Annotated in this window: 24 protein-coding genes; 6 read left to right on the top strand and 18 right to left on the bottom strand. The window is 46.2% G+C overall.

All coding sequences use genetic code 11. The features are described 5' to 3' along the window. Nucleotides 1-11 precede the first annotated feature (11 nt). Complete coding sequence (locus BTA30_RS10685) at nt 12-263, bottom strand: FAD-dependent oxidoreductase (protein WP_076761239.1); 252 nt, start codon at nt 261-263, stop codon at nt 12-14. A gap of 952 nt (nt 264-1,215) precedes the next feature. On the opposite strand from BTA30_RS10685, the gene BTA30_RS10680 reads away from it, so the two are divergent. The 3 genes from BTA30_RS10680 to BTA30_RS10670 are packed head-to-tail and all read left to right on the top strand — an operon-like array spanning nt 1,216 to nt 4,596. Continuing rightward, on the top strand, nt 1,216-1,605 hold the full coding sequence (locus tag BTA30_RS10680; RefSeq protein WP_076761238.1) for a chorismate mutase family protein: 390 nt from the start codon (nt 1,216-1,218) through the stop codon (nt 1,603-1,605). After that, nucleotides 1,574-3,670: an aminodeoxychorismate synthase component I gene (pabB, locus tag BTA30_RS10675; RefSeq protein WP_076761237.1), complete on the top strand. Its 2,097-nt coding sequence runs from the start codon at nt 1,574-1,576 to the stop codon at nt 3,668-3,670. Before BTA30_RS10680 ends, pabB begins: the two co-directional genes overlap by 32 nt. Then, nucleotides 3,667-4,596, top strand: a complete 930-nt coding sequence (locus BTA30_RS10670) for a prephenate dehydrogenase dimerization domain-containing protein (RefSeq protein WP_076761236.1) — start codon at nt 3,667-3,669, stop codon at nt 4,594-4,596. The genes pabB and BTA30_RS10670 overlap by 4 nt, the downstream gene beginning before the upstream one ends. Before the next feature lie 815 nt (nt 4,597-5,411). On the opposite strand, the gene BTA30_RS10665 is transcribed toward BTA30_RS10670, so the two are convergent. The 3 genes from BTA30_RS10665 to lrpC all read right to left on the bottom strand — a co-directional run bounded on the left by BTA30_RS10665 (nt 5,412) and on the right by lrpC (nt 8,781). Next, nucleotides 5,412-6,023 carry an FAD-dependent oxidoreductase gene (locus BTA30_RS10665; protein ID WP_076761235.1) on the bottom strand — a complete coding sequence of 204 codons (612 nt, stop codon included), beginning with the start codon at nt 6,021-6,023 and terminating at the stop codon, nt 5,412-5,414. Nucleotides 6,024-6,098: 75 nt separating this feature from the next. Next, nucleotides 6,099-8,282, bottom strand: a complete 2,184-nt coding sequence (locus BTA30_RS10660) for a DNA topoisomerase III (protein WP_094777321.1) — start codon at nt 8,280-8,282, stop codon at nt 6,099-6,101. A gap of 70 nt (nt 8,283-8,352) precedes the next feature. Further along, nucleotides 8,353-8,781, bottom strand: a complete 429-nt coding sequence (lrpC, locus tag BTA30_RS10655) for a transcriptional regulator LrpC (RefSeq protein WP_076761319.1) — start codon at nt 8,779-8,781, stop codon at nt 8,353-8,355. 117 nt (nt 8,782-8,898) lie between these two features. Here lrpC and BTA30_RS10650 point away from each other — a divergent pair, with 117 nt between their 5' ends. Continuing rightward, a complete protein-coding gene (locus BTA30_RS10650; protein ID WP_076761233.1) occupies nt 8,899-9,309 on the top strand; it encodes a carboxymuconolactone decarboxylase family protein in 411 nt (136 codons plus the stop codon). Between the two features lie 80 nt (nt 9,310-9,389). Then, a complete protein-coding gene (locus BTA30_RS10645) occupies nt 9,390-9,683 on the top strand; it encodes a DUF3817 domain-containing protein (RefSeq protein WP_076761232.1) in 294 nt (97 codons plus the stop codon). A 37-nt stretch (nt 9,684-9,720) separates the two neighbouring features. On the opposite strand, the gene BTA30_RS10640 is transcribed toward BTA30_RS10645, so the two are convergent. From BTA30_RS10640 to BTA30_RS10630, 3 genes are all read right to left on the bottom strand, one after another. Beyond that, nucleotides 9,721-10,659, bottom strand: a complete 939-nt coding sequence (locus BTA30_RS10640; RefSeq protein WP_411813150.1) for an LCP family protein — start codon at nt 10,657-10,659, stop codon at nt 9,721-9,723. Nucleotides 10,660-10,823: 164 nt separating this feature from the next. Beyond that, nucleotides 10,824-11,633 carry a lipid II flippase Amj gene (amj, locus tag BTA30_RS10635; protein ID WP_076761231.1) on the bottom strand — a complete coding sequence of 270 codons (810 nt, stop codon included), beginning with the start codon at nt 11,631-11,633 and terminating at the stop codon, nt 10,824-10,826. 471 nt (nt 11,634-12,104) lie between these two features. After that, nucleotides 12,105-12,527 (bottom strand): pyridoxamine 5'-phosphate oxidase family protein, encoded by a 423-nt coding sequence (locus BTA30_RS10630; RefSeq protein ID WP_076761230.1) that lies wholly within the window; start codon nt 12,525-12,527, stop codon nt 12,105-12,107. 82 nt (nt 12,528-12,609) lie between these two features. On the opposite strand from BTA30_RS10630, the gene BTA30_RS10625 reads away from it, so the two are divergent. Next, the gene (locus tag BTA30_RS10625; RefSeq protein ID WP_076761229.1) at nt 12,610-12,987 is read left to right on the top strand and encodes a DUF2283 domain-containing protein; all 378 of its coding nucleotides are present in this window, start codon (nt 12,610-12,612) and stop codon (nt 12,985-12,987) included. A gap of 438 nt (nt 12,988-13,425) precedes the next feature. Here the strand turns inward: BTA30_RS10625 and BTA30_RS10620 are convergent, their stop codons facing one another. From BTA30_RS10620 to BTA30_RS10570, 11 genes are all read right to left on the bottom strand, one after another. Beyond that, nucleotides 13,426-14,295, bottom strand: a complete 870-nt coding sequence (locus BTA30_RS10620; protein ID WP_076761228.1) for an SDR family oxidoreductase — start codon at nt 14,293-14,295, stop codon at nt 13,426-13,428. Between the two features lie 111 nt (nt 14,296-14,406). Further along, complete coding sequence (locus BTA30_RS10615) at nt 14,407-16,485, bottom strand: BglG family transcription antiterminator (RefSeq protein ID WP_076761227.1); 2,079 nt, start codon at nt 16,483-16,485, stop codon at nt 14,407-14,409. 255 nt (nt 16,486-16,740) lie between these two features. Then, nucleotides 16,741-17,874: a mannitol-1-phosphate 5-dehydrogenase gene (locus BTA30_RS10610; RefSeq protein ID WP_076761226.1), complete on the bottom strand. Its 1,134-nt coding sequence runs from the start codon at nt 17,872-17,874 to the stop codon at nt 16,741-16,743. Further along, nucleotides 17,871-18,311, bottom strand: coding sequence for a PTS mannitol transporter subunit IIA (locus BTA30_RS10605; protein WP_076761225.1), 441 nt, complete (start codon nt 18,309-18,311; stop codon nt 17,871-17,873). The genes BTA30_RS10610 and BTA30_RS10605 overlap by 4 nt, the downstream gene beginning before the upstream one ends. 71 nt (nt 18,312-18,382) lie before the next feature. Further along, nucleotides 18,383-19,810 (bottom strand): PTS mannitol transporter subunit IIBC, encoded by a 1,428-nt coding sequence (locus BTA30_RS10600; RefSeq protein WP_076761224.1) that lies wholly within the window; start codon nt 19,808-19,810, stop codon nt 18,383-18,385. Between the two features lie 277 nt (nt 19,811-20,087). Next, nucleotides 20,088-20,726: a GDSL-type esterase/lipase family protein gene (locus tag BTA30_RS10595; RefSeq protein ID WP_076761223.1), complete on the bottom strand. Its 639-nt coding sequence runs from the start codon at nt 20,724-20,726 to the stop codon at nt 20,088-20,090. Between the two features lie 92 nt (nt 20,727-20,818). Continuing rightward, on the bottom strand, nt 20,819-21,568 hold the full coding sequence (locus BTA30_RS10590) for an IclR family transcriptional regulator (RefSeq protein ID WP_076761222.1): 750 nt from the start codon (nt 21,566-21,568) through the stop codon (nt 20,819-20,821). Between the two features lie 22 nt (nt 21,569-21,590). After that, entirely contained in the window at nt 21,591-22,604 is a 1,014-nt protein-coding gene (locus BTA30_RS10585; RefSeq protein WP_076761221.1) for a 5-oxoprolinase subunit C family protein, read from the bottom strand. Further along, complete coding sequence (pxpB, locus tag BTA30_RS10580) at nt 22,601-23,311, bottom strand: 5-oxoprolinase subunit PxpB (RefSeq protein WP_076761317.1); 711 nt, start codon at nt 23,309-23,311, stop codon at nt 22,601-22,603. The genes BTA30_RS10585 and pxpB overlap by 4 nt, the downstream gene beginning before the upstream one ends. Nucleotides 23,312-23,402: 91 nt before the next feature. Next, nucleotides 23,403-24,206, bottom strand: coding sequence for a putative hydro-lyase (locus BTA30_RS10575; protein WP_076761220.1), 804 nt, complete (start codon nt 24,204-24,206; stop codon nt 23,403-23,405). After that, on the bottom strand, nt 24,197-25,408 hold the full coding sequence (locus BTA30_RS10570) for an NRAMP family divalent metal transporter (protein ID WP_076761219.1): 1,212 nt from the start codon (nt 25,406-25,408) through the stop codon (nt 24,197-24,199). The genes BTA30_RS10575 and BTA30_RS10570 overlap by 10 nt, the downstream gene beginning before the upstream one ends. Nucleotides 25,409-25,410 lie beyond the last annotated feature (2 nt).

Raw genomic sequence — 25,410 nt, 5'->3', positions numbered from 1 at the left:
TGAAGAAAACACTACAGCGGCTGTTGCAAAGCAGCCTTTGGTAAGGAGAAAATTGAAATATCATGCTTCGTGTTCCCAGCCGTGCTCATCTCGCTTAAGATCTCCCCCGCCACACTGCTGAACTTGAAGCCGTGCCCGGAAAATCCGGCGGTGATCGAAACATGAGGATGTTCTGGATGCTGATCAATGATGAAATCTTCGTCAGCCGTTCTTGTATAAAGGCAGACTCCGCCTTTTGAAAATCGTCCCACACCTTTTGGCAAGCAGGTCCCCCCAAAAAACGTCATGAAGCAGTTTTACTGGCATGAATCCGGTGTTGTACTGGACTCCTGCCTTTTCATTTGATCTTAATCCGTTTGTGATTGCAGTAATTAATATACTCTCAGAGTTCTTTTTTAAAATGTTCGATCCCCTACTGCACGGTATTCTAGCCAGTTGAAGCAGCGTTGTTAGATGGTGTCTAACAATTGGGGTGCAGTTCATTCACACAAGTGTTGAAATTTTTTGCAATATTTAAATTGTTACAATTTAGGTTTCAAGTTATAATTTAACAATAAACAAACCGAATTTGCATAACTTCGATTAAAGTTAAGGTTGTTAAATCCTTCTTCAAACACAGGGTGATCGTGGCGACACTTGTTATAATCTGCTTTTATAAAATTTGTAGTATTCGAGGATCACAAGTGTAATCTCGCGGCTGTTCTCTATATTTAAACATTTGTTCACTGGCTTATTCATCCAATGAGCCTGCTCTGATTGGTTAGCAGTGCTCGTACGTAGGTGATTCAACACATGATGTTCACGAGGATGTTGTGGTTACACCATTGAACGACTCTGGCATGGCGTTATTCCGCGCGTTTGCATACTTCAACCTGTCATGTGGCAGTGTATCAAGGTTACTCCATTTTAGAAGGACGAGCTGGTCTATCTATTAATGTATCTCAATCAACTTGTTGAGTCTCCTCGGCACGTTAGGTATTCATAATGCTGTAGATTGTCAGTTTCAAGTGCTATGGAAGCCATCTACCTTCGAGATTCGGTTGTTAGGTATTTTCACTGAAACTATAGTCGAAACACTCAAATCTTCTTATCTTATGAGTCGTATACTTAATAACCCTCGACTGTCTAAGTTTTGGGTGGAAAGGGTAGACGCGGATCGTCAAGAGGTAAAGTCCCTCTCTTTTATCAAAAGAATGTAGAATCGGAGGAATTTACATGTTATCAGAAATAGAAAAGGGGCTTGAGGGCCTGCGTGTAAAACTTGATAGTATTGATGAACAATTGTTGGATACATTGAAAGCACGTTTAGAATGCTGCATTAGGATTGGGTTGTACAAACGTGAGTATAATATTCCGATGATGCAACCGCACCGAATTAACTTTGTCCAGGAACGAGCAGCTCGATACGCTGACGAGAATGGTTTAAGTAAAGAGTTTTTGCGTAACCTTTATGAGCTCATTATTTCTGAAACGTGCAGGGTTGAGGATATAGTAATTGACAACTCAGAAAATCGCAGGCAAGAAATTTCTTCAAGCCTAGTCGACCAAAAAAGAAAAAGGGAGGAATTGTTTAATGGGGGCAGGGATACAAACACTTCTAATTGACAACTATGACTCATTTACTTACAACCTCTATCAAATGATCGGCGAAGTAAATGGCCGACCGCCAATAGTTGTCCGTAATGATGTAGACTGGTCACAAGTACCGATTGATGAGATTGACAACATCGTTATCTCCCCAGGCCCTGGTCGACCGGAACGGGTTGAGGACTTTGGTATTAATACAACCGTTATTCTAGAATCTAAGTTGCCAGTCCTCGGGGTCTGCCTTGGACATCAAGGCATAGCTCATTTGTTTGGCGGGAAGGTGAACCACGCTTCTGAGCCCATGCATGGACGAACATCAGTCATTCACCATTCAGGGATCGATATCTTTGACGGGCTTCCTCCTGAGTTCTCTGTCGTACGCTATCACTCCCTTATAGTTACTGAATTGGGTGATGATGTGGAAGCGATTGCGTGGACAAAAGATGATTTGATTATGGGGCTTCGCCACCGCAATCTGCCGATTTGGGGTGTGCAATTCCACCCCGAGTCAATCTGTAGTCATTATGGGCACGAGTTGCTTGCCAACTTTCGAGACCTAACTCCGAAGCGCACTAGACGATCAAGACAGTCTCCCGACTTAGAGGAGCCTTCTAATTCTAAAAATGATTTCTACCAGATTCATTTTCGAAAATTATCGGGATTTCCTGACGCTCAGTCAAGTTACCAGACACTATTTGCTGATGCACCTCATGGATTCTGGCTTGACAGTAGTAGTGTCATCGAAGGCTTGTCACGATTTTCATATCTTGGCGATGGTACCGGAGAGAATGCTGAATATATTACCTATAAAGTAGCAGAGGGTGTTGTAAAAGTACAACGTTCGGGTCAAGAGACGGAGTTCATTCAACAGTCATTTTATGATTATCTTGATGAGCAAATCCGCCGTCGAGCAACATCTACTCCGGAAGGCCTTCCCTTTGACTTCAATCTCGGCTATGTGGGTTACATTGGCTATGAGCTAAAAGCTGAAACTTGTGGGAGTAACCGGTATCAATCTGAGATTCCAGATGCGGCCCTGCTTTTCGTTGACCGCATGCTTGTTTTTGATCATCTTGAACAGGAAGCTTACCTGTTGTGTCTTTCGACTGGGGATGAGGATAAGCAAGCAATCAACTGGCTAAATGCTACAGAGCAAATCTTGAATGAAATTCCTGTTGCAGCAAATGATTTTGACAAGGATTCAGTACTTACGTCCGTGCCAGACCACAATATCCCAATCGAGTTTCGTCATAACCGACCATCTTATCTTCAACTGATCAACAATTGCTTAGAAGAAATTCGTAATGGGGAATCCTATGAGATATGCTTGACTAATTCCGCCACTGTTTATACCCCTATAGACCCTTGGATTACTTATACACACCTGCGAAGAATCAGTCCGGTGCCCTATGGGGCATTTTTAAACTTTGCGGATGCGGCAGTACTGAGTGCCTCTCCGGAACGGTTCCTCTCAATCGGTACTGATCGTATCGTTGAGTCCAAACCGATCAAGGGTACCCGTATGAGAGGTAGGACTTCTGCTGAAGATAATCAATTACGAAATGAGTTACTAAGTCAAGAAAAAGATCTCGCAGAGAACTTAATGATCGTTGACTTAGTCCGTAATGACCTTAACACTGTTTGTGAAATTGGATCTGTTCATGTACCTAAGCTGTTCGATGTAGAAACGTATGCTCCCGTCCACCAGTTGATCTCGACTATTCGTGGCACTATACGTCCAGACAAATCAACGGTTGATTGCGTCCGTGCTGCTTTTCCAGGTGGTTCGATGACTGGTGCTCCGAAAATTCGGACGATGGAAATCATAGACCGACTCGAGAGCGGCCCTCGCGGTGTCTACTCGGGCAGCCTCGGCTGGTTTGGACTGAGTGGCGCTGCGGATCTTAGTATTGTTATTCGTACAGTTGTTGTTACCGATGACAAAGCGACTTTTGGTGTCGGAGGAGCCATCGTAGCATTGTCAGATCCAGAAGAGGAGTTCAAAGAAACTCAGGTTAAAGCGCGAGCTATGGTCTCAGCTATCGCAGCAGCGGAAGTCTCTGCAGTGGGAGGTTCAAGATGAGTCAGGAAATAAGGCAGTGTGTTATTGTGGGAGGAGCTGGTGGTGTTGGCGGGATGTTTGCAGGCCTCCTTGAAGGATCTGGTGTTGAAGTATGTATTATCGATATGAATCCTCCTTCCGTTAGTCGACAATTCAAGAAGTGTGACATCACTGTTCCGACTCCACAGGCCAAAGATATGATCCAGAAGGCGGACATGGTGATGCTCGCTTTACCAGAGAACGTAGCTCTTCAAGCAGTAAAAGTTGTTGGGGCGTTAATGAAGCCTGATTCTCTCTTTGTGCACACTCTTTCGGTACAGTCGCCCATATTTAAAAAAATACACTCTTTGGGTTTGCCTTTTGAAAGCATAGGTCTTAACCCTATGTTTGCTCCAAGTCTTAGTATCGTGGGTAGACCGGTAGCTGTCATAGTCCAAAACGATGGGCCTAAAGGAAGTCATTTGATTCAGATGATTTTAGATTGGAAAGGACGTCCGGTGCTATTAGAAGCTGAGGAGCATGATCAATTGGTCGCGGCTATGCAGGCACTCACTCATTCAGCGATACTCACCTTTGGATTGGCGCTCGCAGAATTAGATGTTGACATTGCAAAACTTAGTTCCCTTGCACCCCCTCCGCATGCAACTATGCTTGCACTACTAGCACGGATTAGTTCTGGAACACCGGATGTGTATTGGGACGTCCAATCCGTCAACCACCAAGCAATGAGGGCTCGTGCTGCACTAGCTGAAGCAGTTGGATCGTTGGACGAATCGGTGAGGGATAAGTCCGTATTCATCGAACTGCTGCGTAAATCCCGAGAGGTATTTGGAAATGAAATAGCCCTTTATCAAGATCTCTGTACTAGTATCTTTGAAGGTCCACTATCACAACTTAATCAAGCACTAAAGGAGGAAAAACATAGCCAAACTAACCAACCCGGTTAATTGGGTAGAATCAAGGATTTTGAAAACAACTGATTCCTTTGATCAGGCGATGAAAGAGTGACGAACTTAACATGTTTTTACATAGAGGGATGGCAAAAAATTCGTCTTGAGGACAGAAAGGAAGCTGTCGAGTTTGTTTCTTGCTCCTACTTAGGGTCTAGAGGTACATTCTGAGCTTGTGGGCGGTGGACAAATTTAGCGTTCACTTTCCACATCCCGAAACTGCTTTCGGCCTTCCTACCCAGCGGAATTAGTAGATTTACTTACCGCAATACACGCGGGAGTACCGACGGTGTGCTTTACATCGGTAAGTAACGTACATTTAGGTGTTCTTCCCTTATTTCTCAGTTCCGTACGGCCAGCAATCGTCGAGCTCAGTTTTGCCCACAGCAAAGAACTCCACTACCTGCGATATGCGTGGAGTCCAGAAAGTAAAAACACACCGCTATTGAAAAATAGGCCAAACTCCACTCAGATGATAGAGGGAACGGCTTTCTAGGACAAATAGAAGTATGAAAATGTCATGAAGATTCCCGACATTTTCATTGACAAGTTCTTTTTTCAACAAAGGGATTCCACCAAACACTTATGGGTTCACTAGTTGAATATCGATCGATTGATAGAAAGCGTTTTTATTATCCGCCATATCTCGAACAGCCAATATCACATGGTATCCTTGGCGGGCTTTTGGCCAATTTGCTATGATTTCCCGCTTGTGCATAGGGTATTTTGTATAAAGGCAGACTCCGCCTTTTGAAAATCGTCCCACACCTTTTGGCAAGTAGGTTTGAATGAATTGTTGAAAATCTTGTTCGTCAGACGGATATGCCCCCAAAGCTCCGATTGGTCATATCAGGATCTGTCGTTAGGCCTCCGTCGTGGCGGCCGATTTTGATTCCGCTCCCTCCGAGGCTCGGCGTTCCATAGCGGAATGGCCCTCCAAGTTCGAAAAAGAATACCGGGAATCGGCAGCCATTATAAAGCGATTCTTCCGCTTCAAACCATCCAAGCACTTTGCGAACGGGCTGTAATCGCGGCCCCATGTCACTGAGAAGTTTGCCCGTCCACGCGCCTGATGTCACAATCAGCTTGTCAGCCCTGATACGGCCGGACTTCGTTACAATTTCAGCGGAATCTGCACGCAGGTCAATTTGTTCAACCCGTGTATTCATTAAAAAGCGGGCCCCGTATGCCTCAGCCAGCTTTCGATAAGCCACGATGCAATTTTGATTGAACAACACGCCCGACGTTGTTTCAAAGCAGCCAATAAAATCGTCGGGAACTTGCCTAATCGGCCGTGTATCGCCATTGTGGCTTCCCAATTCGTGCGGAGGATCAAACGCATCAACCAAGAGGACATCGACGCCTTTTTTGACGAGAAAATACCTCGCTGCCATTCCCATTGAACCCGCCCCAACAATGATCACCGCAAAATTCCTTCATTCTAAGTAAGTATTGGTCAAATATAAAAAAGCCTGCCGTTTCCGGCAGGCTGCGTGATTTTATTGATCAAGCTTCAGCTTTTTCAGCTGTTCGGCGAGCGCGTTGTTGATCGGCTCATCCTTGTTTTGCTTTTTCATGTAGGAGTGTACATCGCGTTTTGTTGCTTTTGCATTTTTGTCTTTTCCCCTGCGTTTTTCAAAAACGGAGAGCTTTTCTCTGTGGCCGCAGACGCAGGCGAAGGTCTGGCCTTCCCCGTGGCCGCGCAGCTCCATGCGTTTATGGCAGTTCGGGCAGCGGGCATTCGTTTGTTTGGCAACCGTTTTGCGGTGGCCGCATTCCCTGTCCTGGCAGACGAGCATTGTGCCGCGCTTCCCGTTTACTTTCAGCATCAGTTTTCCGCAGTCTGGGCAGTGCGTGCCCGTAACATTATCATGCTTGAATTTTTGATTGCTGCTCTTGATTTCCTTGATCGTCTGCTTCGCATACTCTTTCATTTCCTTAATGAACGCAGCGGATTTCAGCTTGCCTTTTGCAATGCCTGACAGCTTCTGCTCCCATTCGCCGGTAAGCGCCGGAGATTTTAAATCTGACGGGACAAGTTCAAGGAGCTGTTTTCCTTTTGAGGTGATGAAAATATCTTTTCCTTTTTTCTCGATCAGGAACGTATTGAAAAGCTTCTCGATAATGTCGGCCCGTGTTGCGACCGTTCCGAGTCCGCCTGTCTCTCCAAGCGTTTTGACGAGATTTTTTTCTTCTCCCTGCATAAATGCGGCCGGATTTTCCATTGCCGACAAGAGCGTTCCTTCATTAAAGCGCGCAGGCGGCTTTGTTTCTCCCTTTGTCTCTGTCAAAGACCGGACAGAGAGTGTATCACCTTTTGCGAGCTTTGGAAGGGTTTGATCTTTTTCTTCCTCGTCATCATCTTCATCCACATGATCATATACCGCTTTCCAGCCTTGGGACTGAACGGTTTTTCCTTTTGCCGTAAAGGTTTCTCCGCCGATCTCAGCAAACACCTTTGTTTCTTCATATTCAAACGGAGGCATCAATACCGCGAGGAAACGCTTGGCAATCAAGTCGTAAAGCTTTCTCTCTTTGTCGCTTAAAGCGCCGAGCGCAAGCGGCTCTTCCGTCGGAATGATCGCATGGTGATCGGAAACTTTCGCATCATTGACAAAGCTTTTGCCTGCTTTAATGCCGCGCTTCAAAATTCGGGTCACATGCTGGGCGTACGGCTTGACCTGCATCCCTTCCAAGCGGTCTTTCAACGTCGGGACAATGTCGTTTGAAAGAAATCTTGAATCTGTCCGCGGATAGGTGACAAGCTTGTGCTGTTCGTAAAGCTTCTGGAGAACGGACAGCGTTTCTTTCGCGGAAAAACCGAAGCGTTTATGGGCGTCCCTCTGCAGTTCTGTTAAATCATAGAGGCCGGGCGCAAAGCTTTTTTTCGCCGTTTTCTTCAAGTCGGAAATCACGGCCGGTTTGCCTTGGAGCGCTCCTGCGAGCTGGGATGTCACAGATTCATTGAATGTACGTGTCTGCTTTGTTTTTTTGTCCTGCCATGTCAGCGACATGCCGTCAACGGCGGCGCGCAGGCCGAAATAAGGAACCGGTTTAAAGTTCTTGATGTCTTCCTCTCTTTTCGCGATCATTGCCAATGTCGGCGTCTGCACGCGGCCGCAGGAAAGCTGGGCATTGAATTTCGTCGTCAGCGCCCTTGTTGCGTTAATGCCGACAATCCAGTCGGCTTCAGCTCTTGCCACGGCTGAATGATACAGGTTTTCAAATTCCTTGCCGCTCTTTAAGTTTTTAAAGCCTTCTTTTATCGCTTTGTCTGTCACAGATGAGATCCATAACCGCTTCAGCGGTTTGTTCACTTTCGCCTTTTCAATAATCCAGCGGGCGACAAGCTCGCCTTCCCGCCCCGCATCTGTCGCAATGACGATGTCTTTGACATCTTTTCTGATCAGCTGCGATTTGACCGCCTGAAACTGCTTCCCGGTCTTCTTAATGACGACAATCTTTAATGGCTCAGGGATGATCGGCAGGTCTTCAAGGCGCCATGACTGAAATTCCTTTCCATATCCTTCAGGGTCGGCCAAGGTGACCAAATGGCCGAGCGCCCATGTCACAATGTAGCGGTCCCCTTCAAGATATCCATTTCCTTTTTTATGACACTTCAGCACACGGGCCAAGTCCCGGCCGACTGAAGGTTTTTCTGCTAAAACGACTGTTTTTGACAAGTCCATCACATCACTTTCTTGTTCATGCATCCTTTTATTATAACAGATAAAAACAATGCAACTCTAATGTTCATGATTCCTTTGTTTCGATTTTAGAAAAAATCACATGTGTCACGGTCTGGGCGTATGCGGAAGTTTCGTTGATAAACTCTTCAATCTGCGCCAGGCTTTCCGCGTTGATTTTCAGCATATAACAGGCCGCCCCCGCAATCCGGTAGCAAAATTCGATATTGGAAAGCCTTTCGATATAGGTTTTAAATCTGTCGTATTCTCCGTTTTTCACTGCAGCTTCAATGATGCAGGAGACGGGGAGGCCCACTTTCGGGTAATCAATGTCCAACGTATATTGTTTGATCACGCCGAACGATTCGAGGCGCCTGACTCTTTCTGTTACAGATGGTGCGGAGAGGCTGACTTTTCTGCCAAGCTCCCGCATGGACAGGCGGCTGTCTTTTTTTAATTCGGCTATGATTTTAAGATCAAGATCATCTATTTTCAATTGCAATGTTATTACCTTCATTTCGTTTCATCTTTTAAATATCCCCTTAGAAATCCTTTTATTCGACATTCATATTCATCACTCTCTTAGATATCATTATGGAGAGGTGATCAGCAAATGACAAGAATCAATCCTTCAGAAAAGGGAAACACTCCGTTTCAGCGGCTGCTTGGGTATTCTGAAAGCCTTCTGTCAAGCTGGACGGCTTTGGCTGAGGTGCTGGCAGGAGACGGTTTTTTATCAAAAGAATTAAAGGAGCAGGTGCGCAGGGTGCTTGCTCAGGGGAACGGCTGTGAATATTGCAAGGCCAAGGGGAAGCCTGCTATCCCTAATCAGGAGAAAACAAGCTTTGCGATGGGATTTGCAGAAGTGTTTTTGGCGCAGAGGGAGCGCATTTCAGACAAGCAGTTTGACGTTCTCAAAGAAGTTTTTTCAGAAGAAGAAATAGCCGAATTGACAGCCTTTATTTGTTTTACGACGGCCCAGCAATATTTCGGGGCATTAATGAAGATTCCGGCGCAAACTTAAATACATGAGAAAAACCTGTCATATTTGTCCCTTTTTAGTTTATAGTATAAAGGAAGAATATGAGCTACAGGAGGTATTTCATGCTGCAAACGCCAATTGGACGTCTTCGCACGATGGGTTTTATTGAAGGCATGTCACTGCTTATCCTGCTTTTTGTCGCCATGCCCCTTAAATACTGGGCGGGCTATCCGATGGCCGTCACGATTGTCGGCTCGCTTCACGGCGGATTATTTATTATATATCTGCTTGTTCTTTTGTATGCGACATTTGTGTTGAGGTGGTCTCTGAAATGGCCGGCTGCCGGCTTTATCGTCGCATTTGTACCATTCGGTAATTTTCTTTATGACCGAGGATTAAAAAAATACGATAAATAAATAGACGATCCGCCGAAAGATACGGCGGATCGTCTGTTTATGAATCTTCTAAAAAAGTCTTTAGTTCTTCTTTGTTTTTTTCAAGGTCCAAATCCAATACCGCTCCATACTTGGGATCGTCCGCATTTGTAAACGAACCGTCAACAGGCAGTCTGAAGCTTTTCGTTTCTTTTACGCTTCCTAAAATAAAGTCTTTTCCGACTGAGAATAACAACCCGTTCGGTAGGTTTGTTTCAATGTAAGGATCAATGATCCCCCACAGCTTGGGAAGCTGAGCGATATTTCCGACGCTCACCGCTTCTTTTTCAAGCTTTGAAAAGACTTCCTGCTGTCTCCTGACCCGTCCAAAATCGCTTTCTGCATCATGTCTGAAACGGACGTAGCCCAGCAGTTTATCGCCGTGAAGAACCTGTTTGCCCGGCTCCAAAGTCATCCCGATGCCATAGGACATTCTTTTCGGAACGTCGACTTCGATGCCGTCAGGCGCAATTGCATCGACGATTTTGGAAAAGCCGTTAAAATCAATGACAGCATAGTAGTTAATATCCAAATCAAAGTTGTCCTTGAGCGTTTTACGGACAAGCTCCGGGCCCCCATAAGCATATGCGGCATTGATTTTTTGCTTTTCATAGCCCGGGATGTCGACATAGCTGTCCCTCATGATCGAAATCAATTTGGGCTGCTTCTGTTTCTTGTTGTAATGAACAACCATCATCGAGTCTGACCTTGAATGGTCTTCCCCTCTTGAATCAATACCGAGCACGAGAATATTCACTTCATCAACATCTGAACCTTCTCCGTTAAATTCAAACTGGCCGTCGTCTTTAAATTCGCCCTCAGATTCAGACAGTCCTTGCCTGTATTCATAAAAGACATAGCCTGCAACAGCTATGACAAACAGCAAGGTTAATGTAAACAGACGCTTTATGATTTTTCGTCTTTTTCTCTTTGGTTTTCCAGCTCTTTCCCTCTCCACTTTTATCACCGCCACAAATAAGACTATCACAGGATGAAACTGCCGGCAATTAATATAAGAAAGCCAAAAACGTCTATGCTTGATGAAAAGGAATGATTATAGATCCCTTAACTTTCATAAAGAAATCAAAAATATCGTTTTATAATCATTTCGTCAAAAACCAGCTACATCCATTTGGTCATCCATGCGATATAGTAAGAGGCAGGTATAAATAAAAGTTGGGCAAGCACTGTTCCTGCCACTCTTGATACCGCCATTGTAATCGAAGCCCACTTTAAATAGACATAGTTCCGTTTCCCTTTGGCCACGTCATCTGCAAGAACCGAAACCTTCGGATCGACAAACAGGGCCAAGAGCATGGTCGCGATCCCGTTTACAAGTCCCGATGCCATCACTGCCGTCGTATGCCTTTCAGGAACGAGAACTCCAGCGTAAAGAGCGGCCAGCACACCGATAGTATAAATGGCTGTGATCACCATGTTTAAAACGAACAGCCGTTTCGGTATAAAGCGGAGCTGAAAGCCTTTTACATATTGCACGGTCGGTCTTTTCACATATTGTTTGACGTTTTTCAGGCCGTTTTTCGAAAACGCCTTTCGGAAAACCTGCAAAACAGAACCGTCTTCACTGGCTAAATGTATGATCGCCCGCGAAAAAACAGCGACAAACGTCGGCAGAAGCAGCATTCCGCAAATCGTGCCGACGGTTGAGCCGAAGATTAAGAACCGAAACTGCTGTCCTACGAGTGAGAGAGCATCCGTACCTGCCACATCAACGAGCTTTCCGGTCACAGGCTGCTGAATCATATTGGACATTCTCGACACGATCACCATCACATTAAACAAGGACAGGGCCGAGGCGATAAACCCGACCTTGGCGCCGGACAGCCGGGCTGCATACGCCAATGTTTCAATAGAGTGTATCAGCAATAAAAAACAAAAAATCAACAGGACTTTAGATGATAAAACATCCACATTCGAGACCTCCAGTCTACAAATTAGACTGTTTCATGAGGGCAAATGTTGCGTTCATTTGAAAAACCGCTTTAGCAGATGCCAAAGCGGTTTTTTTGTCTTATTCTTTTATTCGAGCAAATAAATCCTATATGATAAGGGTCCGCTGAAACTGCGGATGATTTAAAATTCGTAAGATCAGCATCTATCTTTCCGAGTGAAAGTAAACACCATGGAATTTCTGATACAAGACAACGAAAGCCCTACCTCTCATTCGTCCTTACGGCTCCGAAGCCGCGCCAGTGTGAATTGTGAAACAAAAAGTCTTTTTTCCCTCTATCCTGTTAGGGGCGGTCAGAGGAAGAGAATAAGCATCTTCTAAGAAAGAAAAAAGAAGTTTACTTTCCATCTACATTTATTTGCCCTTTGCGTGTTCCTATTTTGTATTATACTACAGTTCTCCCTATATGACAAACTGTTCAACACAGTTTTCTACAAATCAAGGGTCACCGGTGTGCTTTCCCCTTCATTCATCAGCCGGATTTCTGAAGGGTGAATCTCAAGCACGGACAGGTTTGGATCATCTTTGCCGTCAAACCAGCGCTCAAGCTGTTCATGCCAGATTTGATCCTTTAATTCTTTTGAGTGGTTCAATTTTGCCGTACCTTTGATTTCAAGATACGCATCGCCAAAACCTTCGCCGTCATACCCTAGCAGCACATGGACATTCGGATTGTCGTCAATTTCTTCCGCCTTGTGCGTTTCATCGCTTGTCGGTGTATAAAGCGTCATCCCGTCGTGGAAAAAGGTCATATAGCGGGAATTGGGTTTTCCCTGTTCAACTGTTGCAAGCGTACCGATTTTATGATGATCGAGAATATCGAGCACCTTTTGTTTGATTTGCTGCTGATCCATTGTAAGGTCCCTCCTTTTCATTGTGTCCACTGTTACTTTTCCACAATGTCCGGTATATTAAACAATTGAATGGAGTGATGACATGATTTTGATTACATATGATGATGAAGCTGAGATGGGCTACATTTATATGACAGAAAAGCACACGGATCCTGTCACCACTGAGGATATCGGAGAGACGGCTTTGATGGCTGACCTTGACCGCGATAACCGGATCATCGGAATTGAATTTTCGGGAGACGCCGCACCAGATATTGCCCGTCTCGGAACCATAGCCGGCAAAAAACAAAAACTTGAACCGGCTTTCTTAAACGGGGAACGCGTCTATTCGTTTCGTTCGAACCGCTTAAAAGCTGCAAAAACGATTCTAATGAACGGAGTCGGGTTTCATTTTGCTGACACCGGCTGCCAACACTTCATCGGTTTTGATGTTTTCGATCGGAAAGAAAAAAGCGAATGAGAAATGCTCCCATCCGCTACATTCTCGTAGTCATCCGTGCCTGCCTTAAGAAAACCGCGTCTTCACTGCCGGCTTTGGATCAATGCTTTGTGTTTGGGGAATGGTGTACTGTTCGCCGGGCGACAGCTGGAATTCGTGCCAGGCGTCGACATGATCCATGTCTTCTTCAGGCGGCAGGACGGCGGGAATGTCTGTTTTTTCTCCTTCCTACATCATCTGAATGTCTTTTCTTTCCCCTTATTCATTTATAGAGGAATGGCGTTGTTCAAGACAAATTTGTTCAGGGAATGGCACAGCAGAGGTCTGTATTGACATAAACGAACAACTGAAGCCCCGGCTTGTTCAGTTTATTGAAGCCACAGTCCATCATTTGGATGTTTTCTTTTTGCGCCATCAGTCCGTCGTATTGAATAACACCTTCGCTCGAGCTTCCCCCTTTTATGTCGTAATAAAGTCTCCGCCGTTCACATGGAGAGTCTGTCCTGTCATATAAGAAGAATCATCAGATGCCAAAAGCACATAGCAGCCGACATGATCCACGGGCTGGCCGGGGCGCCCCATCGGTGTATCAGTGCCAAAGGTTGCGACTTCCTCAGCGCTGAAAGTGGACGGAATAAGCGGCGTCCAAATCGGTCCCGGTGCAACAGCATTGACGCGGATGCCGTCTTTAACAAGCGCTTGAGACATTGACCGTGTAAAGGCATTGATCGCGCCTTTTGTCGCTGTATAGTCGATCAGCTGCGGATTTCCCCGGTAAGGGTTGATCGATGTTGTATTAATGATGGCGCTGCCCTGTTCTAAATAATCGATCGCTTTTTTTGTAAAGTAGAAATACGAATAGAAATTGGTTTTAAAAGTTTGTTCCAGCTGTTCGCCGGATATCTCTTTAATGCTGTCTTTCGGATGCTGTTCAGCCGCATTGTTGACAAGAATATCGAGCCTTCCCAATTCCTTGACGGTCTGTTCGACGGCATCATTGCAGAACGCTTCATCCCCGACATCTCCAGGAAGCAGAAGGCATTTGACGCCTTCTTTTTCAATCCGTGCTTTTGTCTCCTGAGCGTCTTCATGTTCATTCAAGTACACAATTGAAATGTCCGCGCCTTCTTTGGCATAAGCGACTGCGACGGCTCTGCCGATCCCGCTGTCGCCGCCTGTAATAAGCGCGACTTTTCCTTTAAGCTTATCCGTTCCTTTATGGTTTTCATCTTCGTAAATCGGACGCGGATTCATCACGCTCTCGATCCCGGGCTGGCGGTCTTGCGTCTGCGGCGGCTGTCCATCCGTTTGCCGATTGCGTAAATCCATCATTAATTCCTCCCTTTTGCGAATGCTACTTTCCTTTTAACCGCCGATTTTTCTTTTTAAACATGTCCGTATGCCTAAAACAGCAAAACCCCGGAAGATGTTCCGGGGTTTTCACCACTCTTTATCCTGTATGAATTTATGAAACAGTGTATTCAGCCTGCTGTAAAGCTGGCCGGCATCTCCGGTCTGGTACGCACGTATACTTTCATCGCTTTCAATAATCGAAGAGCTGATGAGACTTAATATTTCAGATCCTTCGGGAGACAGGTCATCTGGAGCAAGCATGATGAGCATCCGCGACATCTTCATGACGTTCCCGTCCATCCCTCTGATCTCATACGGCTTTGTCAGATCAACCGTTTTGAATAACGGAAGAGCCGCCGCTTCGCTTTTTAAGTGAAACAAGGCGAAAGACGTCCCGGGGATTCCGAGTCCTCCTTGTGTTTCTCGTTTTAACAGTCCTTCGGCCATCTGCCGGGCATCTGTAATCAAGCCTTGTTCTTCAAGCATCCGGCAAATGTGCCTTACCGTATTTTCATGGCTGCCTTCGGTCTCCAGCACTTCAACTGCAAAGTGGCTTAAGATGTCTTGAATCGCCGCTGCATAATGATCGATTTTCCGGGCGATGTCCAGCATATCCGGAAACGGCTCCCGCTGTTTTTGTGCCGTTCGTTTTTTCTTAAGAATCAGCGGGATCTTTCGAGTCAACTGATGTTTAACTTGTTTGACATCCTCTTCATCAAGCAGCGGGCTGACGGTGACGTAATCGATTCCTTCATATGGAATCGGCACGGTTGAGACAATGATGTCATATGCTTCGGCTTTTTTTGTCTTCAGCTCCATCAGCGAAGAAATCTCAAACGATGCGATTTCAGGGAGCTCTTTTTTCAGCCTTGACGCGAGCATCTTCGATGAGCCGATCCCGCTTGAACAGATGACAAGCGCACTGATGTTTATTTTTTGTTTATTCATTTCGAGTGCAGAACCAAAATGAAGAGCGATGAATGCAATTTCTTCATCAGGAAAATGAATTTCCGGGAAAAACTTTTCGACGCCTTCCTCGATTGCCATGTATAAGAGAAAATAGTCCTTTTTAATCTGCTCTGTCAACGGGTTGTAGACCGACATTTTTTCTTTCATGCGAATCATGGCAGGTTCAAGATGGGCGATCAATCCTTCATAAAGCGAATGATTGTCATTGAGGCTCTGCCCTGTCTTGCAGGAAATGAAATCAATCAGCTTTTTCGTTCGAAGAGCGGTGTCGAGCTCAATCTCTTCCGCACTGTAGTCCGTTTTAAAGCTTCGGTTTGCGCTTCTGAGATGCATCGTAATATAGCCGGCCTCTGCTTCGGGAATCTTGACGCGGAATGCTTCTTCAAGAGATTTTGCAAGCGCAAGCGCCAGCTCAAATTCTTTTGTGTTTTTCAGTTCTTTCAGTTCTTCTTCATTCATATTAATCACTTCGCCAAGCTGGATTCGTTCGACTGCAAACGTCAAATGGACGACCAGGGCGATATATGCACTGTCAGAAAGCGAGAGGCCGTGCTTTTCTTTTATATGAAACAACGTTTTTTCCGCCTTGAGCAGTTTTCCTCTGCTGACAACGCCGAAGATTTTTTCCGCTGTCTGGTTTTTGCCTTTTATATTCATTTCAATGGTTTCCAAAAACTGCTGCACATCAAGCTTGTCCGCCATTAGATTGCCGACGATTTTTCGTTTGGCGTCTTCGGGGCCTCTCAGTTCAATGCCATAGCCTCTCTTTCTGATAAGGGAAAGACCGAACGGGGCGATCCAATTCTCAAGCTCATCGAGGTCATGGCTGATCGTTGCGGCAGTCACCTGCAAATCGTTGGCGATCGTATAAAGCTTGATCGGTTCCCCTGCTTCAAGCATCGCACACAGAATCAGCAGCTTTCGCTCATCAGCGCTGTATTCAACATGACTTTCATAAGTAAGATCGCTGAAAAGCCGCTGTTTGTCTTTGTAAGCTCCGACAAGCTTTAAACCTTTGCCCGGCTGTTTATCAAGCTTCAGCTGATACTTTTCCAGGGCGGATTTAACCCCTTTCAGCTCACGGTGAACCGTTCTTGTGCTGACTTCAATATATTCAGCGATTTCATTGATTTTCACATAACGGTTTTGGTTTAAAAGATATTTGATGAGTTTTTGTTCCCTTGCTGTCATATACATAAAGCGCCGCCTCCGGTGATTATCATTTTCGCAGGTTTAAAGGGGCTGCTGGGGAAAGGTGGTATCCCTATAATAAAATGCTTACAGAAAACCTTCAAATCAAACTAATAAATTTTTTTATAAAATTTGATAAATATATATACCAAGATGAGAAGCACCAGCTGGCGGCTGATGCTTCTACATTAGATTGCGTGTGTTTCATCTTCTTCATTCGGCTGTTTTCTGTTTTCATCCGGCCCCCCTGACCGCCGGCTTTTACAAATGCTTCAAAACCAATGAAAACAAAGGGTCATTCGCTTGCAGGCCGCATACTTCATGAAGCACGTCCTCATAGCCTTTTTCATCGATCATGCTTTGCAGTTGAACGGCTTCCGGATCATCTGCATGATCAAATTGCAAAGCCAGTGCAATTCCTTCCGCTAAATGGACTGATTCATCTCCGAGCTTGCTCAGCTTTTGAGCGGGGCTGATCAAGCGGTCGTTCTGACCCAGCTTGCGAAGCGGCGACCTTGCCACACGTGCAACATCATCTGACAGACATTCATTTTCAAAGCGGCCGAGAATTTTCTGCACATAGCTTTGATGCTCTTCCCTTGTAAAATCGTATGTCTGAATCAGGTACCGTCCTGTTTCTTCAAGCGCACCGACAACGGTCTGGCGAACCTCAGGATGTTGAATCGCATCTTTTATCGTCTTGAGCCCCTTTTGATAACCGGCATATGCCGCCAGGGCATGGCCGGTATTGACGGTAAACAGCTTTCTTTCAATGAAAGGTGCAAGATCGGATACATATGTTACCCCTTGAATTTCGGGTGGATCACCGATGAATGCGGTTTTGTCGACAGCCCATTCGAAGAAAGGTTCAACCGTTACTTTCAGCACATCTTCGTGATGCTGAATCGGCACAATTCTGTCTACTGCGGAATTCGGAAATTCAACGAGTCCGCTTAGTGCGAGACGCTCATTTTCTGTTAAATGGCTGAAAATCTCCTCTTTCAAATGACCGCTGCCGCCGATCATATTTTCACAGGCGATGATATGAAGAGGATGCTTGTTCGTTTTAAGCCGCTTTTTCAGGCCGTCAGCTATCGGTTTCGCAATCAGCTTGAGCACTGACGGGCCGACAGCCGTTGTCACGAGATCCGCTTTCTCAATCACTTCATATAACTCTTCAAGCTGTTTGCCGCTGTTGATCGCCCGGACAGGACCGATCGTTTCCGTCTCCCGGGCTGTGTCAGCCAATTCGACGGTATACCGCCGCTTTTCGTTCAGTTCATTGATGATGCTTTCATTCACATCAGCAAACACGACCTCATACCCCGATTTGCAGAGCAGAGCTCCGATGAATCCGCGGCCGATATTGCCCGCTCCAAAATGCAAGGCGATCATAGCTGGCCACCTTCTTCAAAAACCGCCATTAATTCGTTTTTGTCTTTAGCGTTGATTAACCGCTCGACATTGTCCGTTTCAGAGCAGACGATTGCGATCTTTGACAAGATCTCGAGATGTTCATCGTTTTTCCCTGCAATGCCAAAAACCACTTTTGCAGTATTTCCGCTGCCGTATTCAACACCGTCAGGGATTTGAATGACGGAAATGCCTGAGTGAAGAACATTTTGCTTGCTGTCCTCTGTACCGTGCGGAATGGCAATTGCGTTTCCCATGTAAGTAGATGTAATGCCTTCTCTCTCCAGCATCTTCTCTATATAGTCCGCGGTGACATATCCGGATTCAACAAGAGCCGTTCCTGCAAGACGGATCGCTTCTTCTTGTGATGCGGCAGATTGGTTGAGATGAATGTTCTCTTTTGCAAGTACTGGTTTCATTGGGAAATCACTCTCTTTCTTACTTGTTGTGTGAGCCTGACTGAGCAGGCTCAGCCAGGTTGTCAGATTGTTTATTGTTTAAGCTGATCGATCAGTTCGTCGTATTTTGGGCTGTTTAGAAAATTTTCGACTGATATATGCTTGGCGTTTGGAAGCTTAGTCTTTGCACGCTCTGTCAAGTCTTTGTGCGTGATGACGATATCAGCATCATCCGGCAGATTGTTGATTGACGTATTGGATACGTCGATGTCGAGTTCAGCTTTTTTGACTTTGTTTTTCAAGATGGACGCTCCCATTGCACTCGACCCCATCCCTGCATCACATGCAAAGATGATTTTTCCGACGTTTTTGTAGTCGGAAGCGGTTTCCTCTGTTTGTTCAGCCGAAGTCAAGGCTGAGACGGCTTGACTCTTCTTCCCTTTCATTTGCTGCACCTTTTCCGCAGCTGCTGTTAAGTCCTCTTCTTCAGCAGCTTTAGACGTTTTGAGAATGAGTGATGCCACAATGAATGACACAGCCGCCGCGACCAGAACGCCGAGAATGATGCCGATGTGGTTCCCTTTCGGCGTCATAGCCAAAATCGCGATGATGCTTCCAGGAGAAGGAACGGCCGCCAATCCCGCGTTAAAGATGGAGAAAGTCAGTACACCGCTTGCTCCCCCTGCTATCGCCGCTAATATTAAAAGCGGTTTCATCAGGATATAAGGGAAGTAAATTTCGTGAATTCCGCCAAGGAAATGGATCACCGCAGCTCCGGGAGCGGTTTGCTTTGATGTCCCCCTGCCGAATACCATATAGGCCAAAAGGATGCCGAGACCAGGTCCGGGATTGGCTTCAAGCAGGAATAAAATTGACTTTCCTGTTTTGGCCGCCTCTTCAATCCCAATCGGGCTTAAAATACCGTGGTTAATCGCATTGTTCAGGAAAAGAACTTTTGCCGGTTCTACAAAAATGCTTGCCAAAGGCAGCAGATTCGCATTGACGATCACTTCCACACCCGCAGCCAATGTTTTATTCAAGCCGAGAACAACCGGACCAATCGCCAAAAACCCGAGGACGGTCAGAATAAATCCGAGAATCCCGGCCGTAAAGTTGTTAATCAGCATTTCAAAGCCTGACCGGACTTTATCTTTGAAGAGCCTGTCCGTCTGTTTGATCAGATAACCGCCTAACGGCCCCATGATCATCGCCCCGAGAAACATCGGAATATCAGCACCGACAATCACTCCGATTGCTGCCGTCGCCCCGACGACTCCGCCGCGGTGATCGTAAATCATCTTACCGCCCGTATAGCCGATCAGAAGCGGCAGCAAATATTTAATCATCGGGTCAACCAATGTACCAAGTGCTTCATTCGGCAACCAGCCCGTCGGAATAAATAAGGCGGTGATGATGCCCCATGCGATGAATGCGCCGATATTCGGCATGATCATTCCGCTCAGATAGCTTCCGAAACGTTGAATCTTTACTTTGAAATCTTTATTTTGTTTATCTTCCATTTCATAACCTCCTTTGTTGTCCTTTAAAGCAAGTGATAAAAAATGATGTCGAATAATGTCGCCCCCTGTTTTTATACTAAAACGCTTACAGCCTCGTCTCAATTGAAAGAAAACGCCACTTTGGCAGTAGCGGTGTGACAAAATTTAATAGTTTCCTTTTTTAGTGTGTCTTCGAATGCCGTCATCGACTCGCGGAAACTACAGGGGCGGACGCTTGAGGTTATACGAAGGCATAAAAAAAGACCTTCTTTGACCAGAAGATCTTTCTTAAAAATGTTTAGTTGTCCAACGGCCCATAACCGGCCGCTCTCAGCTTTTCTGCCATCGCTTCATACCCTCTGCCGTTCGGGTGAACCTGATCAAATGACAAGTATTCTCTTTCATGCCCTTTAAATACGGCATAAGTATCGATAACCTTGATTTGCGGCGCTGTCTCCAGCTGTTTTAAATGCCTGTTAAAACCGGAAATCCATTTTTCAGCCAATTCGATGTTTGGAAACGGATTATAAAGATTGAGCAGCCTGACAATGAAGTTCGAATGTTCGGCTCCCTTTATTTCCTCGATTCTCGCCAGCATGTCTGAGTAGTTTTTCTGGCAATGCGAGGATGCTTCCCAAAAAACGTGTTCATCCTGTTCTTTTTCGTAAATGTCCAAGGATTGAAGCAGATCATTGCCACAGCCCGTTATGGTGATGACATCCGCCTTTTTGACTTGCTCCCTGATGAATGGCTGATCAAGCATCTCGAGAATTTCCGCCGTCTTAAGACCTGATTTGGCAAACACCACTAAGGAAACGTCCTGCTGCAAATCCTCTTCCATCTTTCTTTTGTAGCGCTGAACAAACCCCGGTGCAAAAAAACCGGCGCCGACTCCGACAGTTAAAGAATCGCCGAGAGCCGTATATTGAAGCGTCATATCCTTTCCCCCTCCGGCTATGTCACTTTAGTGTGACGGCTACCATATATGTACTCGGCAGAAGTGAAAAAGGATACTCTTCTTCTCTTTCTTTAAAAACCTAGCTTTCTTGAAATATCAAGCGCCGCCTTTTTCACTCTTTCCGTTAAATAAGGAAGGCGGTCTTTTTGAAAGCGGGCTTCAAATCCGGCTATGCTGATTCCCGCAGCTATCTGGCGCTTATGGTTGAAAATCGGTGCAGCGATGGCGGATGTATAGTCTTCAAGCTCTGAATGGCTGACGGTGCACCCGTTTCGGTATGACTCCTCAATCACGCGGACAAGCTCGTCCTTATCGCGGATTGTTCCAGACGCCATCGGCTCCAATTCGATTTTTTCGATATAGGCTTCCCGCTCCTCCTTCGGCAAAAACGTCAGGATGCTTCTCGCGCAAGCTCCGGCATATAAAGGAGATCTTCTCCCGATAGCCGTGTAGAGGCGAACGGTCTGCGTGCCTTCTATTTTCTCTATGTACATCGCTTCATTTCCCTGTCTGACGATCAAATGGACGGCTTCGTCCACTTCATCCCGGAGTTCTTCCATAATGGGCAAAGCGATTTTTCGAATATCCAATCTTTCTGAAACAAGCTGGCCGTATTGCAAAAATAACAAACCTAAGGCATACATCCCATTTTGATCACGATCAAGAAACCCCATTTCTTCAAGAGAGCAAACCATACGATACACAGATGTTTTCGGCATACCCGTAAGCTCAATCATGTCATTAAGCGAGAGCCGTTTTCTCGTCAAAAACAGATTGAGCAGGGTCATAGCTTTAACAACCGTTTTATTTCTGTTTTCCATCCCTTCCCCCTCCTGATACACATCATAACATGTATTCAAGCTTTAAGCGGGCGGCAAGTTCGCTGATTTTTGTCTCGCGTTCAATGTAGAGCCGTTCTGCTTCATGCAGGCCGATAAGCTGAAATTGCACTTGCTCTCCCGGCATCATCTGTGTAACAGCAGATAAGTCGGCTGAAATGATGTGGGCGATTCTCGGATACCCTCCGGCTGTCTGCCTGTCTGCAAGAAGCACGATCGGGTTGCCGTCAGGCGGAACCTGGATCGTTCCGAAAGATACGGCTTCAGAGATCATTTCCAGCGGGCTTTCGAGTTGAAGGGCTTCCCCTTGCAGACGGTATCCCATCCGATCAGATTTGGCCGTGACCCGGAAAGGCTCTCCGAAAAAAGTTTCCTGCGAGGACTGGGTAAAGCGGCTGAATTGTTCCCCTTTTATCACGCGAATCGCCTGATTTTTCTTTAACGGAAGAAAATATTGGCGGTCTACAGCCCAATTGGGGGTCGCAAATCCGTGCGGATTCATTTGAGCCCTTAGCTTCTCTATGATGTTTTCTGATAAAGCTGTCAGCTCACCGGCTGTTAAAGAATCGCCTTTCTGCAATTGTCTTCCTTTGCAGCCGCCGATTCCGGCTCTTACATATGTGCTTTTGCTGTTCATGACTGGCGGAACGTCGATTCCACCGGCGACCGCCATATATGCGCGGCTGCCCCGCCTGCACATCCCAAATGTGATGATGCTTCCTTCTTCAACCAAGACGGGCCTCCACAGCGGAGCTTCTTCATCATTTACAGTCAGGGAAAAATCGGCTCCTGCCACCGCTATCAGAGCTGTTTTCTGAAAGCGGAGAGACGGACCCGGCCCCATCAGCGTCACTTCAAGCGCCGCTTCGTTCTGCTTGTTTCCAGCCAGCATATTGGCTAGGCGCAAGGAATCCGCATCCATTGCCCCGCTTACAAGGATGCCATACTTTTGAAATCCGGTGCGACCCAGATCTTGAACCGTCGTCATGAGGCCGGGCTTTAATACTTCTATGCTCACGATTCTCCCTCCTTCAACCTTTCGTACTCCTCTTCTGTCACGCTGACAAATTTCACCATATCTCCAGCTTTCAGGAGACTTGGAGGCTGTTCATGAGGCCTGAATAAATCAAGAGGCGTGTTGCCGATCAGCTGCCAGCCGCCTGGTGTTGATAATGGATAGACACCTGTCTGCATGCCGGCGATTCCCACTGAACCAGCCGGAATAGAAGTCCGCGGAGAAGATCGCCGCGGCGCAGCTATTTTTTCCGACATACCGCCTAAATAAGGGAATCCCGGCGCGAAGCCGATCATATATACGAGGTATTCACCTGCTGTGTGGATGTCAATCACTTCTTTTGGAGTCAGACCGTTGATCCGGGCCACTTCCTCCAAATCGGGACCGAAACGGCCTCCATAGCAGACGGGAATTTCAACCGTGCGTTTTTCTGCTTCTTCTTCTATCGTCAGCTCTTGGATGCTTTTTTTGATGAGGGTTTTAACCTTTTCATACGGAGAATCAAAAGACGTGCTGTTCTTCATCTGTTGATATACTTCAAAAGGATGATAAAAAACGGTTACGCTCGTGAAAGCTGGTACACATTCAATGAAGCCTGGGAACGGATCGTTTTCAAGTTGTTTTGTCAGGGCACTTGCCAAAAGCTGTGTCTGTTCATTTATGTCGGTTCCAAGCTGAATGATGACCGCAGAGTCCCCGAGCGGCGCCATTTTTACACCAGATACATTTTTCAATTCTACACCACTCCCCTAAATCAAAAATCAATACAGACAAACTGATCTGTATTGATTTTACATGTTATCAAACACCAAACTGTTCATCCCGCACATCCGTGATCAGCATATGACCCGGTGAATGTGTAATCATCAGCTCCGGCTTCACATGCATAGCGACAGCCTGTGGTGTAACACCGCATGCCCAAAATACCGGAACTTCCCCTTCTTTGATCGTCACCGCGTCACCGAAATCAGGGTTGGCGATGTCTTGAATACCGATGGCTTCAGGACGGCCAATATGAACCGGACCTCCGTGGACGGCGGGAAACCTTGATGTAACCTGAACGGCCCGCACTACCTGTTCTTCCGGAATCGGCCGCATGCTGACGACCATCGGTCCTTGAAAACGGCCCGCCTGTACACATGGAATATTCGTTTGATACATCGGAACATTTCGCTTTTCTTCAATGTGTCTGACGGGAATACCGTTGTTTAACAACGCTTGTTCGAATGTGAAGCTGCAGCCGATTAAAAAGCCGACCATATCGTCCTCCCATAACGGTGAGATATCTGTTACTTCTTCCGTCAGTTTCCCGCTATTGTACACGCGGTATTTCGGAAAATCGGTGCGAATATCGGCGCCTGGCGCTACGATAGACGGGACGGGGGAACCTGGATCTGTGACATCCAGAATCGGACAGGGCTTTTGATTCCGCTGGCAAAACAACAGAAATTCAAAGGCCAGCTCCTTTTTCAAAATAACCAAATTCGCCTGAGTGTAGCCCGCGGCCATGCCGGCCGTCGGTTCTGAAAGTCTGCCCTGCCGGATCAATCCGCGGACTTCTTCAGGACGCATCACATTTAAGTTTTGCAACGATATCATCCCCATAGCTTAGGAATTTGATTGATCAGTGTATAGCCTCCCATAGCCGCCATAACAACCACGACGATAATGCCGGGAATCGTCAGCCAAACCGGATGTCTGTAATCTCCGACAACATTCTTTTTATGGGCGCCGATTAAGAGGGAGCCCAGAGCGATCGGGAGGATCAACCCATTTAACGCACCAGCAAGGACCAGAAGATTGACTGGTTTTCCGATCGTTACAAAGCAGAGCGTTGAGACAATAATAAAGATGATAATAATGAGATTGGTATTTTTTTCAATTTTAGGCGAAAACGTTTTAAAGAAAGATACCGATGTATAAGCGGCGCCGATGACGGATGTAACGGCAGCCCCCCACATGACAAGACCAAAGATTTTATAGCCGACATTTCCGGCAGCAAGCTGGAATACAGAAGCCGGCGGGTTATCCGGATTAATCTGGAGGCCTTTCGACACAACACCGAGTACAGCAAGGAAAAGTGCAATTCTCATGATAGAAGTAATAAAAATGCCGGAAACAGAACTTTTCGTCACTTCAGGTATTGAATCCTTTCCTTTTACACCGGCATCAAGCAAACGGTGTCCCCCGGCGAACGTAATGTATCCGCCGACCGTTCCGCCGACAAGCGTGACGATCGCAAGAATATCGATTTTATCAGGCATGACCGTCTTTGACAGCGCTTCTCCGACCGGCGGCCCTGTTGTGACAGCTACATACACGGTTAACAGAATCATGACAAAGCCCGCGATCAGCGTAAATCGGTCCATCGCTTTTCCTGCTTCTTTAATGACGAAAATCAGAATGGCGATGACGGCGCTGATAATGGCTCCTGTCTGAGGCGTGATTCCGAATAAAACCTGCAGTCCAAGACCCGCGCCTCCAATGTTGCCGATATTAAAGGCAAGCCCTCCGAGAACGACGAGAAAGGCGATCACATAGCCAAGCCCAGGAAAGACAAGGTTGGCGATTTCCTGGCCTCTTTTTTCAGAAACAGCGATAATTCTCCACACATTGGTTTGGGCAAAGATATCTAAAATAATGGACACCAAGATGACAAAGCCGAAGCTTGCGGCTAAGCTTTGGGTGAAAACTGTGGTTTGCGTCAAAAAGCCTGGTCCAATTGAGGATGTGGCCATTAAAAAAGCCGCTCCCAATAATAATGTCCAGTTGCTAGAAGCGCCCTTTGCTTTTTTGTTTTGCTTCAAAT

Origin of the sequence: Bacillus swezeyi (assembly GCF_001969815.1) — a bacterium.
GTDB lineage: Bacteria > Bacillota > Bacilli > Bacillales > Bacillaceae > Bacillus > Bacillus swezeyi.
Note: the sequence above shows the minus strand (reverse complement) of the source record. Positions and strands in the feature narration are given on the sequence as shown.

What these genes read in the sequence shown, in the direction of transcription:
- BTA30_RS10600 (WP_076761224.1), bottom strand. Translation starts at nt 19,810, where the DNA reads ATGGAAGATAAACAAAATAAAGATTTCAAAGTAAAGATTCAACGTTTC.
- BTA30_RS10645 (WP_076761232.1), top strand. Translation starts at nt 9,390, where the DNA reads ATGCTGCAAACGCCAATTGGACGTCTTCGCACGATGGGTTTTATTGAA.
- pxpB (WP_076761317.1), bottom strand. Translation starts at nt 23,311, where the DNA reads ATGGCGCCGCTCGGGGACTCTGCGGTCATCATTCAGCTTGGAACCGAC.
- BTA30_RS10680 (WP_076761238.1), top strand. Translation starts at nt 1,216, where the DNA reads ATGTTATCAGAAATAGAAAAGGGGCTTGAGGGCCTGCGTGTAAAACTT.
- BTA30_RS10605 (WP_076761225.1), bottom strand. Translation starts at nt 18,311, where the DNA reads ATGAAACCAGTACTTGCAAAAGAGAACATTCATCTCAACCAATCTGCC.
- BTA30_RS10625 (WP_076761229.1), top strand. Translation starts at nt 12,610, where the DNA reads ATGATTTTGATTACATATGATGATGAAGCTGAGATGGGCTACATTTAT.
- BTA30_RS10620 (WP_076761228.1), bottom strand. Translation starts at nt 14,295, where the DNA reads ATGGATTTACGCAATCGGCAAACGGATGGACAGCCGCCGCAGACGCAA.
- BTA30_RS10630 (WP_076761230.1), bottom strand. Translation starts at nt 12,527, where the DNA reads ATGGATCAGCAGCAAATCAAACAAAAGGTGCTCGATATTCTCGATCAT.
- BTA30_RS10610 (WP_076761226.1), bottom strand. Translation starts at nt 17,874, where the DNA reads ATGATCGCCTTGCATTTTGGAGCGGGCAATATCGGCCGCGGATTCATC.
- BTA30_RS10615 (WP_076761227.1), bottom strand. Translation starts at nt 16,485, where the DNA reads ATGTATATGACAGCAAGGGAACAAAAACTCATCAAATATCTTTTAAAC.
- BTA30_RS10670 (WP_076761236.1), top strand. Translation starts at nt 3,667, where the DNA reads ATGAGTCAGGAAATAAGGCAGTGTGTTATTGTGGGAGGAGCTGGTGGT.
- pabB (WP_076761237.1), top strand. Translation starts at nt 1,574, where the DNA reads ATGGGGGCAGGGATACAAACACTTCTAATTGACAACTATGACTCATTT.
- BTA30_RS10590 (WP_076761222.1), bottom strand. Translation starts at nt 21,568, where the DNA reads ATGGAAAACAGAAATAAAACGGTTGTTAAAGCTATGACCCTGCTCAAT.
- BTA30_RS10575 (WP_076761220.1), bottom strand. Translation starts at nt 24,206, where the DNA reads ATGGGGATGATATCGTTGCAAAACTTAAATGTGATGCGTCCTGAAGAA.
- BTA30_RS10595 (WP_076761223.1), bottom strand. Translation starts at nt 20,726, where the DNA reads ATGACGCTTCAATATACGGCTCTCGGCGATTCTTTAACTGTCGGAGTC.
- BTA30_RS10650 (WP_076761233.1), top strand. Translation starts at nt 8,899, where the DNA reads ATGACAAGAATCAATCCTTCAGAAAAGGGAAACACTCCGTTTCAGCGG.